This is a genomic window from Pedobacter psychroterrae (genome assembly GCF_004331695.1).
GTDB classification, from domain to species: Bacteria; Bacteroidota; Bacteroidia; order Sphingobacteriales; family Sphingobacteriaceae; genus Pedobacter; species Pedobacter psychroterrae.
The window spans coordinates 112,936-128,331 of record NZ_SJSL01000004.1 but is presented as its reverse complement, the minus strand read 5'-3'; the positions used below and the strand labels follow the sequence as shown (position 1 = coordinate 128,331).

The following is a 15,396-nucleotide window of genomic DNA, read 5'->3' as shown; positions in this document are numbered from 1 at the left end:
CTTATTAAAGCCACTTATTCATCTGATACCACGAAACCGTTTCCAATAGTCCTTTTTCCAGGTCAAATTGCGGATCATACCCCAAGTCATGCCTGGCCTGATCTATATTACAAGCCCAGTTAATCGCCGTAAGCTCTGCCATTTTTTCCTTATTTAAGGTAGGGGTAGTCGCACTGTTTCTATAAATCAGCTCCATAAATGCAGCCATTGAACCCACAATGCCTATCGGTAAATGAAATTTCAGCGTTTTCTTATTCATGGCCTTTTTTATCAATGATGCCAGCACATACCGGTCATAAATACGACCATCCGAGACATTATACTGTTTGCCAGTCACATTGCTTAGCGAGGCGTGAATGATGACCTGGGCCAGGTCTTTAACATAAATAAAGCTCAACTGTTGTTTAAAATTGCCTATATGAGGTTCCAGTCCACGGCTAATGCTCTTAAACAAGATAAATATATCCTTCTCCCGGGGACCATAAACGGCAGTAGGCCTGATGATGATCAAGGGCAGGTCAGGAATGTTCTTTAAATATTCCTCAGCAAGCAGTTTACTGATGCCATAACTGGTCACAGGTTTTCCTGCAACGTCGTCCCTGATCTCACCCGAAAGATCCAACAACGGCCCTAATGCAGCCAAGCTGCTTACAAATACAAATTTCTTCAGATCTATATTTGCAGTACCCGCTGCTATTGCCAGATTCCTACTATAGTCCGCATTCACCTTATTATAAGCTGCCAGGTTCTTCGCCTTGGTAATACCGGCTGCATGTATAATATATTGATATTTCCCTGCTTCCAGATGTACTTTTAGCGCATCAACAGAACTATAATCAAGGTCAACGTAATGAAGGTTAAATTCTTTAAGATGAGAAACATCACTGCTTTTGCGCACTGCAGCATACACTTCAAAGCCAGCCCTTAAAGCAGCTTCTATCAGGTGATAACCAACAAAGCCAGAGGCACCGGTTATCAATAACTTTTTACTCATATCTTTTTCTCGTAGAGCCTGTATTTCTTGTAAGGATCTCCTTTGATGGCCAGGATCGCATTGTTTACCAGGTCATTGTGCTCCAGCGTCCAGCCGGCTTCGGCATATTGAAAACCTTTCTCCCGATAGGCTTTGATGATCCGTGCATAGATACAAGCCTCTATTCCCATTTTACGGTAGCCGTCTATTACACCAAGCAGCAGGATTCTGATCCCCTTTATATTCTTCTTACCAAATAACAGCTTAAAGATACCTGTTGGCAATAACCTTCCTTTTTTAATCTTGATCTGAATCTGGTTCATATCAGGAATAGCGGTACCAAAGCCAACCAGTTTTCCATCCTGTTCCGCAACAAGGCAAAAATCAGGATCAAGCACCAGCTTAAGGTCCTTTGCCTGATAGTCAAACTCCTCATCATTCAGTGGCACAAAACCAGTATTTTTGTCCCATGCTTTGTTGTAAACTTCATGCAGTTTAGCCGCTTCCTCTTTAAAATTCTTTAGGTTGATTTTACGGATCGTAATGTTATTTCGCTTCAAACGCTCTTCAAGACGGTCAAGTAACTTAACAGAACGGTCATCATAATTATCGCCGGTAAATCTCCAGGCTATCAGGTCCACCTTTTTTGTCAGACCCACACCTTCTAGCAAAGCAGGATAATAGCTGGCATTGTAAGGCATCATTACCACAGGTGGGGAATCAAAACCCTCGATCAGCAATCCGCAGCTCTCATTCGTTGAAAAGTTGACAGGCCCGATTATCGTACCATCCACACCTTTATCTTTAAGCCATTTCACTGCCGTCTCCATCAGCAGATCTGCAGCTGGCTGATCATTGATACAATCGAAAAAACCAAAGAAACCATCATTGGCATTGTTCATCGTATTGTGGCTGTTGTTTAAGATAGCCGCAATCCTGCCAATAATCTTATCCCCGTCATACAGCAAAAAACACTGCAAAGCCGAATGTTTATGAAAAGGGTGGGTAGTTAAAAGATCTTTCTGGGCGATAAATAATTCAGGAACGTAGTTGGGATCACCTTTGTAAAGGTCATGTGGAAAATCAATAAATAGGCCTAACTGTTTCTTATTGCTTACTGCAACTACGCTTCTCATGAAATCTAAATGGTTACTTGTGATATATTTACTTTGACCTCTTTAGCAGCAGCAGATAATTTATCCACAGCCTCCTCTATTTGCGCAAAGGTATGGGTCGCCATTAAAGAAAATCTGATCAGAGAAGAATCTGATGGTACGGCAGGTGATACTACCGGATTAACAAATATTCCATTGTTACTTAAAATATTGGTAACTAGAAAAGTTTTGTCATTGTCCCTGATGTAAACTGGAATGATTGGACTATCTGTGTGTCCTATATCAAAGCCGGCATCCAGCAACAGTTTCTTGGCATAATTGGTATTTGCCCAAAGCTGATCTATTCTTTCAGGTTCTGATTCAATAATATCCAATGCAGCAATCACACTGGCTACCGCAGCAGGAGGCATACTCGCGCTAAACATTAGAGAACGTGCCCGGTGCTTTACAAATTCGATGGTTTCATCAGTACCCGCTATGAAGCCCCCCAGAGACGCCAGCGATTTACTAAACGTTCCCATGATCAGGTCTACTTTATCCGTCAGTCCGAAATGCGAGGCAGTTCCAGATCCATTATGTCCTATCACGCCCAGGCTATGTGCATCGTCCATCATGATATTTGCACCAAATTCGTCAGCTATCTTTACAATTTCAGGCAAGTTTACCAAATCCCCTTCCATGCTAAATATCCCGTCTGCAACTATCAGTTTAGCCGCATCTTCCGGCAATCTGCTCAATTTCTTGCGCAGGTCGTCCATGTCATTATGTGCGTACTTAATGGAACGGGAAAAGGATAGGCGACTGCCGTCTATAATAGAGGCATGATCGTATTCATCCAATATCAGGTAATCATTTCTATCCAGTAAACAGGAAATAACCCCTAAGTTTACCTGAAATCCGGTGCTGAACAAAACAGCAGATTCTTTACCAACATATTTGGCCAATCGCTTTTCAAGTTCTATGTGGATATCAAGCGTACCGTTTAAAAATCTCGATCCGGCACATCCGGTGCCATATTTATCGATAGCCTTTTTAGCGGCTTCCTTGATTTTTGGATGATTGGTAAGTCCAAGATAAGAGTTAGAACCAAACATCAGTACTTTCTTTCCATCTATCACAACCTCTGTATCCTGTCCCGATTCTATTGCTCGGAAATATGGATATAAACCCCTTTCCTTTATCGCTGTAGCATCTTTAAAAGCTGCTATCCTATCATGTAATTTTTTACGCATGCTCATCTATTTATATATTCCAGAGGTGATTGTTGGTTTCAAGGCTTATTTTAAGGACACTATTGAGAAATTTGATAACATAGTCTTTACATTCAGTTAAAAAATCAACATTTATGCCAATAAATAAACTTTCCAAATCTAAGACCATAAAAAGAGAAAACAAAACTTAAAGTCAACGCTAGTTTGAATATATTACTTTTTAAAACAAAAATTACAATTTTCTTATAATTTCTTAATATTGAACTGTCCGCGGTACTGTAAATTCAGTAAAAGGAAACAGGGATAGCTCTTTCGAAGTATCCCTGTTTTAATAGATGGTTAGTCCACCACAGACCAACCTAACCAAACAAACTACAGCTATAACGGCTAATATTTTAAAATGTTTTGCATCTATAGAAATAGACAATATTATGACAATTCATGTTTTGCCAGAATAATCTTATATTAGATAAAACTTATTTCAACCATGGATCAGAAAATAATCACCCTGTACGACCAGTATACACATAGCGGCATCAGCCGAAAGGAATTCATGAAAAAGTTAGCTGTCCTTACAGGCAGCACAGCTATAGCATTGACAATATTACCACTGCTGGAAAATAATTATGTAGCAGCTGCAACATTCAGCGACGACAGTATCGAAGTTGAAAACATCACCTACCCAGGTGTAGAAGGAAATATGAAGGCTGTTCTAGCCAAACCAAAGAACAAGAAAAACCTGGGTTGCGTAGTGGTTATTCACGAAAACAGGGGACTAAATCCGCATATCATTGAGGTCACTAAGCGTGTCGCCGCAGAAGGTTTCCTCGCCCTCGGTATAGATGCCCTTTCGCCATTGGGCGGCACTCCGGCCGACGAGGACAAGGGAAGGGAACTGATCGGACAGCTTGATGCGGAAAAGAATCTGCAAAATTACCTCAAAGGACTTGAGTACCTGCGTAGTAGAAAAGACGGCAACGGAAAGGTAGGATGTGTGGGCTTTTGCTGGGGTGGAGCAATGTCCAACAAGCTTGCAGTAAACGATCCAAAATTACTGGCAGCCGTAGCCTATTATGGCGGTCAGCCCAAAGGCGAAGACGTAAAAAATATTAAAGCTTCTGTGATGCTGCATTATGGCGGACTGGATGAAAGGGTAAATGCAGGGATTCCTGCTTATGAACAGGCACTTAAAGATAATAAAGTAGATTACAAGTTATATATTTACGAAGGTGTTAATCATGCGTTCAATAATGATACTTCGCCCACCAGGTACAATGAGGCGGCCGCAAAACTTGCCTGGCAGAGGACTATAGGACTGTTTAAAACTACATTAAGCTAGTTATTGTTGCTACTATACCATTTATATCGATTTTCATTAAAAAAATCAATGCCCGGCAAACAAATCTTTTGCTCGCGATGTTATAAATTTAATTAAATAATTATACTTATAACTGACACTAGCATTGGAATTTAAGTGAAAAATGCTTAACTTTGTGCAAATTTTTAGACATTAATGAAGATATTTATTACAGGCCTTCCGTTAGAAGTAGGGGAAGATGAATTAACAGCCGTATTTGGTGATTTCGGTCAAGTAAAATCACTTAGGATTATCAAAGATCGCGAGACTGGTCAAAGTCGTGGGTTTGGTTTTGTGGAGATGCCGGTAGATGAAGAGGCAAGAGAAGCAATCAAACGTATGAACGGTGGCGATTACAATGGTAACCGTATTAAAGTAGCGGAAGCTCAGGAAAAACCCAATACCGGCGGTAACGCAGGTGGAGGTGGTTTCAAGAGGAATAACCGTACTGAAAAAAGCTACTAACTAGCTTTTCAATATTTCAGTTTACTGATTCTATTTTAAATATATTAGAGCAGCAGTGGTGACATGTGTCATTTTCTGCTGCTTTTTTTATTTAATCATCCTATTGCTAAAGCAATTGTTTAGCTTTATATCCGTATTGCGATGAGCTAACCAAATATTCTGAATGAACTACATCACGCTATCTGTACCTGTGTTTTTTATCCTGATAGGGGTGGAACTTGCCTATTCATTTTATAAAAAGCTGAATTATTACCGGCTCAACGATGCTATAGCCAACCTGAGTCAGGGTATCGGACAGCAGTTGATAGATGTATTTATGAAGACCATCCTTTTTTTTGGTTACAAATACATTTTTGAAAACTGGAGGATGCTTGACCTTCCAAAGAGTATATGGATATGGATCATTCTCTTCATCGGTGTCGATTTCTGTTATTATTGGTTTCACCGCATGAGCCATCAGATCAACCTTTTATGGGCAGCTCATATTGTACATCATCAATCGGAAGAATACAACCTCACCGTAGCACTCAGACAATCCTGGTTTCAGAGCTGGTTTTCATGGGTTTTTTACCTGCCGCTTGCTTTTCTGGGTTTCGACCCGCTTATTTTCATCACTTTAAGTTCATTCAACACCCTATACCAGTTCTGGATACACACCAGGGCTATCAAGAGTCTCGGGCCGTTGGAATGTATTTTAAACACCCCTTCCCATCATCGCGTGCATCACGGCTCCAACCCCAAATATATAGACAAGAACCATGCAGGTACGCTCATTATCTGGGACAGGATGTTTGGCACCTTCCAAAAGGAAGAGGAGGAGGTCTACTATGGCATCACAACTCCACTGGCCAGCTGGAACCCCGTGTGGGCAAATGTCCACTATTGGGATGAACTCCTGCGAACGGCAAGAAAAAGTCCGCGCTGGCGCGATAAAGTAAATGTATTTCTCAAAGCACCCGGGTGGTTTCCGGAACACTTGGGCGGTTTTCAAAAACCAAAGGAGATAGATGCCCAGGATTATGATAAATACAATCCTGAATTTCATCAGCGACTCTCCGGCTATGTGCTATTGCAGTTTGTAATAGGCATTACCGGAGGCTCAGCCATTCTTTTCCTGCACAAAACCTTGCCTGTGCTGCCCACAACCATTGGTTCTGTTTTCATTGTACTTACCTTGCTCACCTGTGGGGCATTGCTGGAGCAAAAGAAATGGCTCAGGCATTTCGAATACTCCAGGCTTGCGCTTGGAATTGCGATCGTTTTATCCCTGGAGTTTCCGATAGGATACCAGGTCATATTTACAGGCATACAGATTATTTCCGCCGTCTGGTTCTATAACCTTAATAACGCTAAACCCAATGCTGAAGAAATACCCGAAGTTTAACCTGCTGTTTGCGCTCATCTTTATCCTGCACCTGATTGCCATATCCAATGGTTCAGCCATCTTGCAATACATCACCAAACCGCTTATTGTTGTTTCGCTAATGGCCATGCTTGCCATCAGCACCTCCTTAAAAGGCCGTTTTCATAAACGCCTTTTTACAGGTTTATTTTTTGCCCTTTCGGGCGATGTTTTACTAATGTTCAGCTCCGGCAACCAGGCCTTCTTTATATACGGACTCATTGCATTTTTAATCGGACATATCTTTTACATTTCAGCCTTTTACCTCGATTTCAGTTCGGCACCTGAACTGGACAAGAAGGGGGCAAGGATAGCTATACTTGTCTGTGCTGTTATTGGCATGGGTTTCTATATTTACATCAGGGAAAGCTTAGGTATCCTAAAACTGCCGGTTATGGTCTACATCTTTGTGATCAGCTTTATGATGATGATGGCCAGCTTCAGGAACCTGCGTGTCAATGTAATCAGCTTCCGGCTAATCCTCGTTGGCGCTATGTTCTTCCTTATCTCAGATTCCCTGCTGGCGTACAACAAATTTGCACAACCTTTCAATTATGCGCACCTGCTGATTATGGCTACTTATATGACTGCACAATACCTGATTACCATCGGGGGTATAGAGCGTAAACTCATTGCAACACAGTAAATACCTGCACCAGTCGTTCCCCATACTCATCTACTAAAGTAAGCATATGCCTGCCCGGTGGCGGACTTACAGCCAGTTGGTGATAAACCTGGGTAGTCCCGACGTATTCATTGTCTATGTGCCAGTAGATTCTGGTATTCGCACTGCGATGTGTGGCATTCAACACTACTTTTCCGCGACTCCCGTCAAACTCCAAAGGGATATACACGCTTGCATAATTCTTAGGGTAGATCATTTCCATTGCAGTACCACTGCCTTCGGCTCCACAGCCTGTCTTAAACGGTGGCAGTTCTTTGTAATCGCTGTTCTTGATCTTATAGTAATATTCCATAGCAGGGGGAAGCACAAACCAGGGCTTATGCACCATATTTACCGTCGAATCACAGGCATCCGTCACTCGTTGCGTCTCCGTCCGGTCCAGGTGAACTAGCACATGATAAGGACATATGCGTGTTTTTTCACCGGCGGGAGAGACTAGCTGCTGGACTTTATCCACACAATTCTCACCTGCTTTATAGCCGCTCTTTCTGCATACCAATAACTTCTTCAATTTGTTTTGAGGGATTTTAAACCATTTGCTCACAGGTAGTTGTTTAAAAATATCAAACATTACCGGAGCAGCTGCATCAATACCGGTCAGGCCCGGACGTCCCTCACCGTCGGCATTGCCCACCCATACACATACCACATGATCCGGCGTCAGTCCGATTGCCCAGGCATCTCTGAAGCCGAAACTGGTTCCGGTTTTCCATGCCAGCCTTTGCGAGGAAGAAAACTGCTCCCAAAGTCCCTCTTCACCGGGCCGCATCAGTTCCTCCATGGCATTAAAAGTATTCCATATAGCTGCATGGTCTACCACTGAAGTCAGTTGTGTTTCATATTGATCAAAACGCATATCCCGCTCTGAACGCTCTCTTGTTTCACCTTGTACATACACAGGTGCATCATAATCATGCGGATTATACCTGCCTTTATACTCATTATAATGGTTCAGGCTTCTTGCCATACCCATATAGGCCTTCGTCAGGTCCCACATAGTTACTTCGCTGCCACCAAGTATCAGCGATAGCCCATAATGATCCGCAGGCTTATTCAACGAAGTAAAACCCAATTGTTTGAGTTTATCATAAAACCTTTGGTACTTATAGTTCTGCAGCATTTTTACCGCAGGGATGTTTAATGAGCGGCTCAGCGCTTTATCTGCCGGAATAGCTCCATCATACCCAAGATCATAATTCTGTGGCGTATAGCCGCTTATTTGCGTCGGAATATCCGGTACCAGGGTTTGCGGCAATATAAATCCCTCATTCAGCATGCTTGCGTACAATAAAGGCTTCAAGGTACTCCCCGGACTGCGGGCAGCCCTGACCATATCTACATGACTTTCCAGTTCCTTTTGGTCCGGCTGATAATTATTGCCCACATAGCTGAGCACTTTTCCTGTACGGACATCGAGTACCAGCGCCGCAATATTATTAATGTCATTGGCCCTGTACCGGTTATTATAGCGTTTTAATAAAGAATTTACATTGATCTGCAGCTCATAATCTATTGTAGAGGTGATCCTGGTTGATGCAGACTTATCGTAACCCTTTGAATGGTCATTATATTCCGATTTGAACCTGTTCAATAGGTGGACAGCATGCTGTGGAAGCGGCAACGGCTTTCCGGGAATGGGCTCAAGTTTAGACAGTTCGGCAGTAGCCTGATCAATGATCTTTAAGCGGGCAATTTTATCCAGCAGGTCATTTCTCTTTTTAATCAGCCGCTCAGTGTTCTTTCCCGGGTGTATCAGGGAAGGGCTATTGGGCAAGACAGCCAGTGTAGCCATTTCTCCCCAGGACAGGCGCGCTGCACTCCGTCCAAAGTACCGCCAGGATGCGGCATCGAGGCCAACTACATTGCTGCCAAAAGGAGCATTAGCTGCATACAACCCTAAAATATCCTCTTTTGAAGAGCTGAGCTCTAGCCTTACTGCCAAAACCACCTCTATCATTTTTTGCCACAAGGTTCTGCTTTCCCGGCGCGATAAGCGGATCACCTGCATACTGATCGTACTGCCACCGCTCACTACCGAGCCCGATTTCAAATTTTGCCGCATTGCTCTGGCCATCGCTATCGGATCTACCCCCGGATGTGCATAAAAGCGCTTGTCTTCAAACGCGATCAGGCATTTGGTAAATTTATCCGGCACAGTGTCTGCCGCAGGAAACCGCCATTGCCCGTCCTTAGCTATCGAAGCACTCAGCAATTCTCCATTTGATGCGGCTACAACGTAAGAAGTGGGCGATTTAAAAAGTTGTCCCGGTAATGAAAATAGAAAAGCCAATAGCAGTACTACACAGGCTGCATCAGCAAGAGGTAACATTTTTCCATGATGTCTGATATATAATAAATCAAACATCATGGAAAAATTAATTGCTTTTTTAAGACTCTTTGCTGGCTTTATCCGCTTCCTGTTCATCAATGTATGGCCAAGGTTATAACCAGCGTTTACTTCACAACCTGCACCCATTTACCACCCTCAGTGGCAGTAATGGTATTGTTGTACATCGCTTCACATTGTGCAGCAGATAGGTAATATCTGCCTATATAAGAAGCATTCAACAATACTTTATACACCACTGTTTCATTCTCCCGCAGGTTGAAGTAAGTAAATACCCTATCGTCCCTGATATCCCTGTAAATATACGGCGAAGAGGCCAGTATGCTTTCATTGTCGTTCACACGGGTATTGATGATCTCCCATCCCGAAGGGAAGATCTGGGTCAGCGCCATCTGTTCATAATAGCCCATTTTGCCTGGGTTCTTAACCGTTACTTCGGCATAGAAATCAATACCCTGCTTCAACAGCGTTGGGTCCAGCGCTTTGCCATTTAATAGTTTATAGCTGATATTCATGTCCAGCACATCTGGATTAGCAGCAATAAAATTGTTCTGACCTGCTGCCGGCTGTCCTTGCAGTACCAGTCGGGTAAACAGGGTACGGTCGCTGGTGTTGTAAACCATCACTGTACCTTTATCAGTCAGACTGTTGCTGTTCACATAGCTCGTCGTATTCACCTGTCCGGCTTTTCCATTCAGACTGTAAGTGTATTTAAGCTTGTTCGACGCACCGTTCTTTCCGCATACCTTGGCGACAGCTAGTAAACTATACGCAGTGGTTTGCGTGCTGTACCATTGGTCGCTGCCCAGTTTGGAAGCAACAGACATCAATAAAGAAGACGTATTCTGGCCCAATAGGGTCAACGTTTCCAATATCATAGCCTCATCTCTGGTGTCAGAACCATAGGTGCCGCCCAATTGTGTATAGGCTTCTACTTCCTGTGGCAATCCTTTGATCAGTGAACGTGCCGCATCGCCCTGTCCCGCCAACTGATACGCCGCTGCCAGTCTCCATTTGGCAGTGGCCGATAAATATTCAAATCCCCTCAACCGGTTCATGGCCGCCATATCTGGTCTTTTAGCAAGTGCCAATACATATAACCGGTAGGCCTGGGATAAATCGCCACCATAAAAGTTCGTGCTATTTGGCTCCCAATTGGCAGCTTTTCCTCTCAGATACCTAACCAATCCATCCACCATACCAACAGGCAGGGTATAACCTTCTTTCTCTGCTTCCAGCAAGAAATGCGAAGCATAATTGCTGCCCCATTCGTCAGACGCACCTTCACCCGGCCAGTAGCTTAATCCACCATCTGTATTCTGGTAGCCCCGCAACTTATTTATCCCTGCTTTTACATTCCTGCCTATTTCAGCCTGCTGCTGCTCCGAAAGCGGGGTAACCATTTTCAAAAACAACTGCGGGAATACCCCAGAGGTTACCTGCTCCACGCATCCATGCGGATACTGCACCAGATAGCCCAAGCGCTTTTTCAGACTAATAGGAAATATATTAGATACCTCCAGCGTAGCGGAATTTGAACCAGCCATACCCACCGGATTATAGCTGTAACTCCATTTCTGACCAGGGGCAATGCTGGCTGACACTACATTGGTTACATACGGATTCGGATTTCTGATGTCCATTTCTACATCATAAACCGCCTTTTCGGCTCCACTCTGTGCAATCACACGAACTTTAGCAATACCCGTAAGCTCAGGTGCCTTCACCTCAAAATAAGCCAGTTGCTCACCTGTCTGCTTAAATAGCAATTGTTGCGTTTTACTGCCCAATACCTGTAGGTTTTGTGTCTGAAGCTGCACTGTCACATTTTTAAGGTTACTTTCTGTAGCAAATACGGTAGCAGGGAGGGTAAATGACTCACCAGGACCAATCACTCTTGGTAACGTAGCCAGCAGCATCAATGGTTTTTTGACTTGCACAGGTTTCTCTGCCGAGCCATAGGCGCCGTCCTGTCCGGCCACTACCATCACACGCACTGCGCCAATATATTGCGGCAATTTAAACTTATGACTGGCCTTGCCGCCTTTGCCCAATGCAAAAGGCCCCAGATACTTCACTACCGGAACAAACCTATTGGCCTTTGCCGGGTTCAGGTTGCGGTTGATCGAACCGTCACCACCAATGCTCAGGATCCGTTCCAGGTTACCGCCCCAGGCACCAAGTACATAGTCAAACAAGTCCCAGGTCTTTACGCCCAGTCCTTCTCTTGCATAGAAAACCGCATGGGCATCAGGGGTTTTAAATCTGGTCAGATCCAGCAATCCTTCATCTACTATCGCAATGGTATAGGTCATGGCCTTTCCTGTGGCCTCCGAAACAGTCACCGTACTTTCCGTTTCTGGTTTTATTTTATCAGCCATCTGTATCACGGGTTTCAATATCGTCTGCGGATCTTCAACCAGCAAAGGGAAAGCCCCGTACATCCTGATCGGCAGGTCGTTTATCGTCTGCGCATGCGGCTGCAGCAAAGTCACATTGGCAAACACATTGGGCGCCATTTCTTTCTCTGCCTTAAAGGTAAACTGTGTCTGCCCTGGCTTGGTATCCGTCCAGAATGTCTTAAGTACCCTGCTGCCATTTTCTATAGAGATCAATGCCCTGCCGCCTTTTCCTGATGGAATGGTCAGCACCACATCTTCTCCAACATTGTATTTCGTTTTATTGGCAGTAAAAGAAAGCATCGAGGCCTCAGTAGGATTGCTGGCCTGTTCCCGTTGCGCCCATCCCGGCCAGTCTACATATACCGATTTGCCGGTCACATGCCCACCATTGGCATCCCTTACCAGGATCAGGTAACGGCCCCATTCAGGTTCGTCTACCCTAAGCGTCCAATTTCCCTTACCGCCACGCAAAACAATATTGTCTTTCTTGATCATTTGGTTATAAGAGTTTTGAGAAAAATCTGCATACGCATACTCATCATCCTGCTGCCACCACCAGCGCCATTGTAATTTGTACAGCTCTACGCTCACAGTTTTCTCTCCCTTTACCAGCGCACCGTTTCTGTCCACATTTACGATGTCTACTTTATGGTCCTTTCCGGTCACCAGCATTTCACTCAAGCGGTCGCCTTCAGGGGTTTTAATTCCATAATAACTACTGTAAACATGGTAGGGGATACTAAAGTTATCAATGCTAAACCCGCCGCCGGCTTCAAATACCTTGGTCGTGAAATTGGCTTTCAGCATACCAGGAGCAGTGTTATTTTCATTTAAACTGGTATTGACCTTAGCAGTACCATTTTCATTCAATGTACCTTCAAAAATCGTCTTTACCTGCGACTGAAAGACAACCGTCGGATTGTCAAAGTCGTACGCTTCATATCCTTTGAAGGTTGTTTTCATTGTATTTAAGTTCACATCCACCTTGGCCTTCAGGTTCTTGCCCACCGCGCCAAATAACCAGTTGGCAGATAATGTCGCCGCCGATACACCACCGCTACCCAGGTAACCGGCATTACCGATGTCAAAGCCGATCTTCAACCTATTAGGCATCACAGTCTCTATTTTTACGGTCTTAGAAAACATAGCCCCGCCTGCCTTCACCTTAACCAGCCAATTTCCCGTAGGAGAGGTGCTTTCAGTAGCCGTTTTAAAGGCGTAAAATCCGTTTAGCGGCTTTCCATTAATTACTCTTTTAAAAAGTTGGCCTTTCGGATTATAGAGTTCAAAAGTAACAGGATATCCCCCCGGCAGGGTTTTTAGTTTATCTTCCAGTACGAAAGATAAATAAAGTGAATCGCCGGGCCGCCATACACCACGCTCACCGTAAATAAATCCTTTCAGTCCCTTCTGTACCACATCACCGCCTACATCAAACCTGCTCAGCGGTAGCGAACTGCCATCATCCAGTTTCAGGTAACCCCGTTCATCGCCATTTTTAGCGATCAGTAAAAAGGGCTTTCTTTTTAAATCGAACGTAGCCATGCCATCACCATCGGTTTTTACCGTATGGATCACCTGTCGCTGATAATCAAGTAGTTCCAGTGTTACGCCACCCATAGTTTTTGCCGTTAGCAGGTCGGTAGCAATGATCAGCATGCTGTTGTCATTGCCCCGTTTAGCTATCAAGCCAATATTGGAGGCCATTACATTTCTGCTGGCCCATTTATCTGAGGTATAATAGGAGCGGGTACATGGATTGTCGCGGTCTTCCCAGCGGAAGCCACGCGGATAGGCATTGCTATAAAGCTGCCAGAACTGGTCGTCTTCGTCGATGTTCTCCCCGTAACCATAATATTCTTCATCGGCCGAACTGCTCGAATCTCCTGTATTTTCATCTTCATTTTCCGCACATTTAAAAACATTGTAACTATGTCTAAAGCCGATCGTGATCCGGTACATCGCACCAGGTTCGGTCTTGAGTAATTTATCAAGGTCAAGCGTAAAACGGTTCTTTTTATGAAGATTTAGCGCCTTGTCTTCATCCAGTCTGATGGTTTTCTGTACCACTGGTTTGGCTACACGACGTAAATCATATTCGCCCTTAAAATTGTTCGCCTGAAAAAACTGCGGAATATTGTTCTCATAAATCTTGATGATGGTCACGTCCACGGCGTTCAGGTTCACCGCCTCAAAAGGCAATACCAGTTTTCCGGAATTAGGGATGATCGTGCCGCTCCCGGCAATAATAACCGATGGTTTCCTGTTTTCAAACACGATATTGGCCGTTTTGCCTACCCGCAATTTAGCACCTTCAATATTCTCGATACCCGGACTCACCTGCACACCATAGTTGCCCTCCAGTTTATCGGCCGAATACACCTTTACCTGGCTTCTGTCGACCGTATACCTTGGGGAGCCTACACCGCTCAATGAAATCAGTCCTGATAAATCCTGCGCCACACTAATCGGCTGTGAAAATTGAACCAGTGCATAATCTTCCTGATCCTGCACCGCTTTTATGTCCAGCACGGTAAAAATCCCCACACCTGGCACCTGGATATCCATCTCGCCTTCTGCTTCCGCATTGATCGGATCGCCCGACCATTTCAGCTTCAAGTTTCTTACCGAAGGTGTTTTTTTAATGCTATCGATGGTAAAACTATAACTGTTAGACTCAGGTCTATGTTCCCATTTCACCTTCAGCTTATCTGCAAAATCTACTTCCAGCGCTTTTTCAATGGCTTTAGGATCTTCCTGATCAGAGGTTTTAATTTCGCCTTTCAGCTGCATATAATCCATGGAGGTATTGTTTTGCGATACCAGGCCATTTTGTACAGCACTCATTCCCGGTCTGATGACCCTAAAGTCAAATTCAAATTCCTCCAGACCTTCTTCGGTCTCGGTTACCTTGCCCAAATCAAAGCTCACTTCATAATCTTCACCGGCTTCAAGTGGTTCATCTGGTCTAAATTCCACTGTCTGCGCATCTATCCAATATGCCTTACCCTTCACCGAAGGGGAGAAGCTGAATAGATTCCGGTTGTCTGCCACGCCAAGATCACTCATGGTCTTTACCTGCGAAGCAAGCTGCAACCTGATGAAGCTTTTTTTAGAAACCGTACCGGAGGTATAAGCCGTTATATACTTTGAATATTTCTGACTGTCGTCATTCGGTTTATTCTTTTTTATGAGAAACACAGCCAGATAGCCAACCCCAATTCCAATAATCAGCGCCGCAATCATGCCGAGAATGATGCGTTTCCAGTACTTTTTAAAAAATGAAAGATTCCCCGTTCGGGAGGAAGGATTGTTGTTTCCTGATGATGAATCAGTGTTTTCTGATGAAGATGGGGGTAGGGATTCCATACGATTGAAAAAATTATAGATGCGTAGGAAAAGTACTAAAAATGCGTGATGATCACAAACTTCAATTTGC

The 15,396-nt window shown here is 44.0% G+C and carries 9 protein-coding genes; 4 read left to right on the top strand and 5 right to left on the bottom strand.

All coding sequences use genetic code 11. The annotated features are described in order from the left end of the window. Positions 1-4: 4 nt before the first annotated feature. The 3 genes from EZ437_RS15625 to spt are packed head-to-tail and all read right to left on the bottom strand — an operon-like array spanning position 5 to position 3,320. Complete coding sequence (locus tag EZ437_RS15625; protein WP_131596999.1) at positions 5-994, bottom strand: NAD-dependent epimerase/dehydratase family protein; 990 nt, start codon at positions 992-994, stop codon at positions 5-7. Then, positions 991-2,109: a hypothetical protein gene (locus EZ437_RS15620; RefSeq protein WP_131596998.1), complete on the bottom strand. Its 1,119-nt coding sequence runs from the start codon at positions 2,107-2,109 to the stop codon at positions 991-993. Before EZ437_RS15620 ends, EZ437_RS15625 begins: the two co-directional genes overlap by 4 nt. Before the next feature lie 5 nt (positions 2,110-2,114). Further along, positions 2,115-3,320, bottom strand: coding sequence for a serine palmitoyltransferase (gene spt, locus EZ437_RS15615; protein WP_131596997.1), 1,206 nt, complete (start codon positions 3,318-3,320; stop codon positions 2,115-2,117). A gap of 466 nt (positions 3,321-3,786) precedes the next feature. Between spt and EZ437_RS15610 the strand changes: the two genes are divergently transcribed. The 4 genes from EZ437_RS15610 to EZ437_RS15595 all read left to right on the top strand — a co-directional run bounded on the left by EZ437_RS15610 (position 3,787) and on the right by EZ437_RS15595 (position 7,169). Next, entirely contained in the window at positions 3,787-4,638 is an 852-nt protein-coding gene (locus tag EZ437_RS15610; RefSeq protein WP_131596996.1) for a dienelactone hydrolase family protein, read from the top strand. 174 nt (positions 4,639-4,812) lie between these two features. After that, positions 4,813-5,121: an RNA recognition motif domain-containing protein gene (locus tag EZ437_RS15605; RefSeq protein ID WP_131596995.1), complete on the top strand. Its 309-nt coding sequence runs from the start codon at positions 4,813-4,815 to the stop codon at positions 5,119-5,121. A 163-nt stretch (positions 5,122-5,284) separates the two neighbouring features. Further along, the gene (locus EZ437_RS15600) at positions 5,285-6,505 is read left to right on the top strand and encodes a sterol desaturase family protein (protein WP_131596994.1); all 1,221 of its coding nucleotides are present in this window, start codon (positions 5,285-5,287) and stop codon (positions 6,503-6,505) included. Then, on the top strand, positions 6,480-7,169 hold the full coding sequence (locus EZ437_RS15595; RefSeq protein ID WP_131596993.1) for a lysoplasmalogenase: 690 nt from the start codon (positions 6,480-6,482) through the stop codon (positions 7,167-7,169). Before EZ437_RS15600 ends, EZ437_RS15595 begins: the two co-directional genes overlap by 26 nt. Here the strand turns inward: EZ437_RS15595 and pbpC are convergent. Then, the gene (gene pbpC / locus EZ437_RS15590) at positions 7,153-9,684 is read right to left on the bottom strand and encodes a penicillin-binding protein 1C (RefSeq protein ID WP_225869600.1); all 2,532 of its coding nucleotides are present in this window, start codon (positions 9,682-9,684) and stop codon (positions 7,153-7,155) included. The genes EZ437_RS15595 and pbpC overlap by 17 nt on opposite strands. Beyond that, a complete protein-coding gene (locus tag EZ437_RS15585) occupies positions 9,663-15,203 on the bottom strand; it encodes an alpha-2-macroglobulin family protein (protein ID WP_449421231.1) in 5,541 nt (1,846 codons plus the stop codon). The genes pbpC and EZ437_RS15585 overlap by 22 nt, the downstream gene beginning before the upstream one ends. Positions 15,204-15,396: the final 193 nt, after the last annotated feature.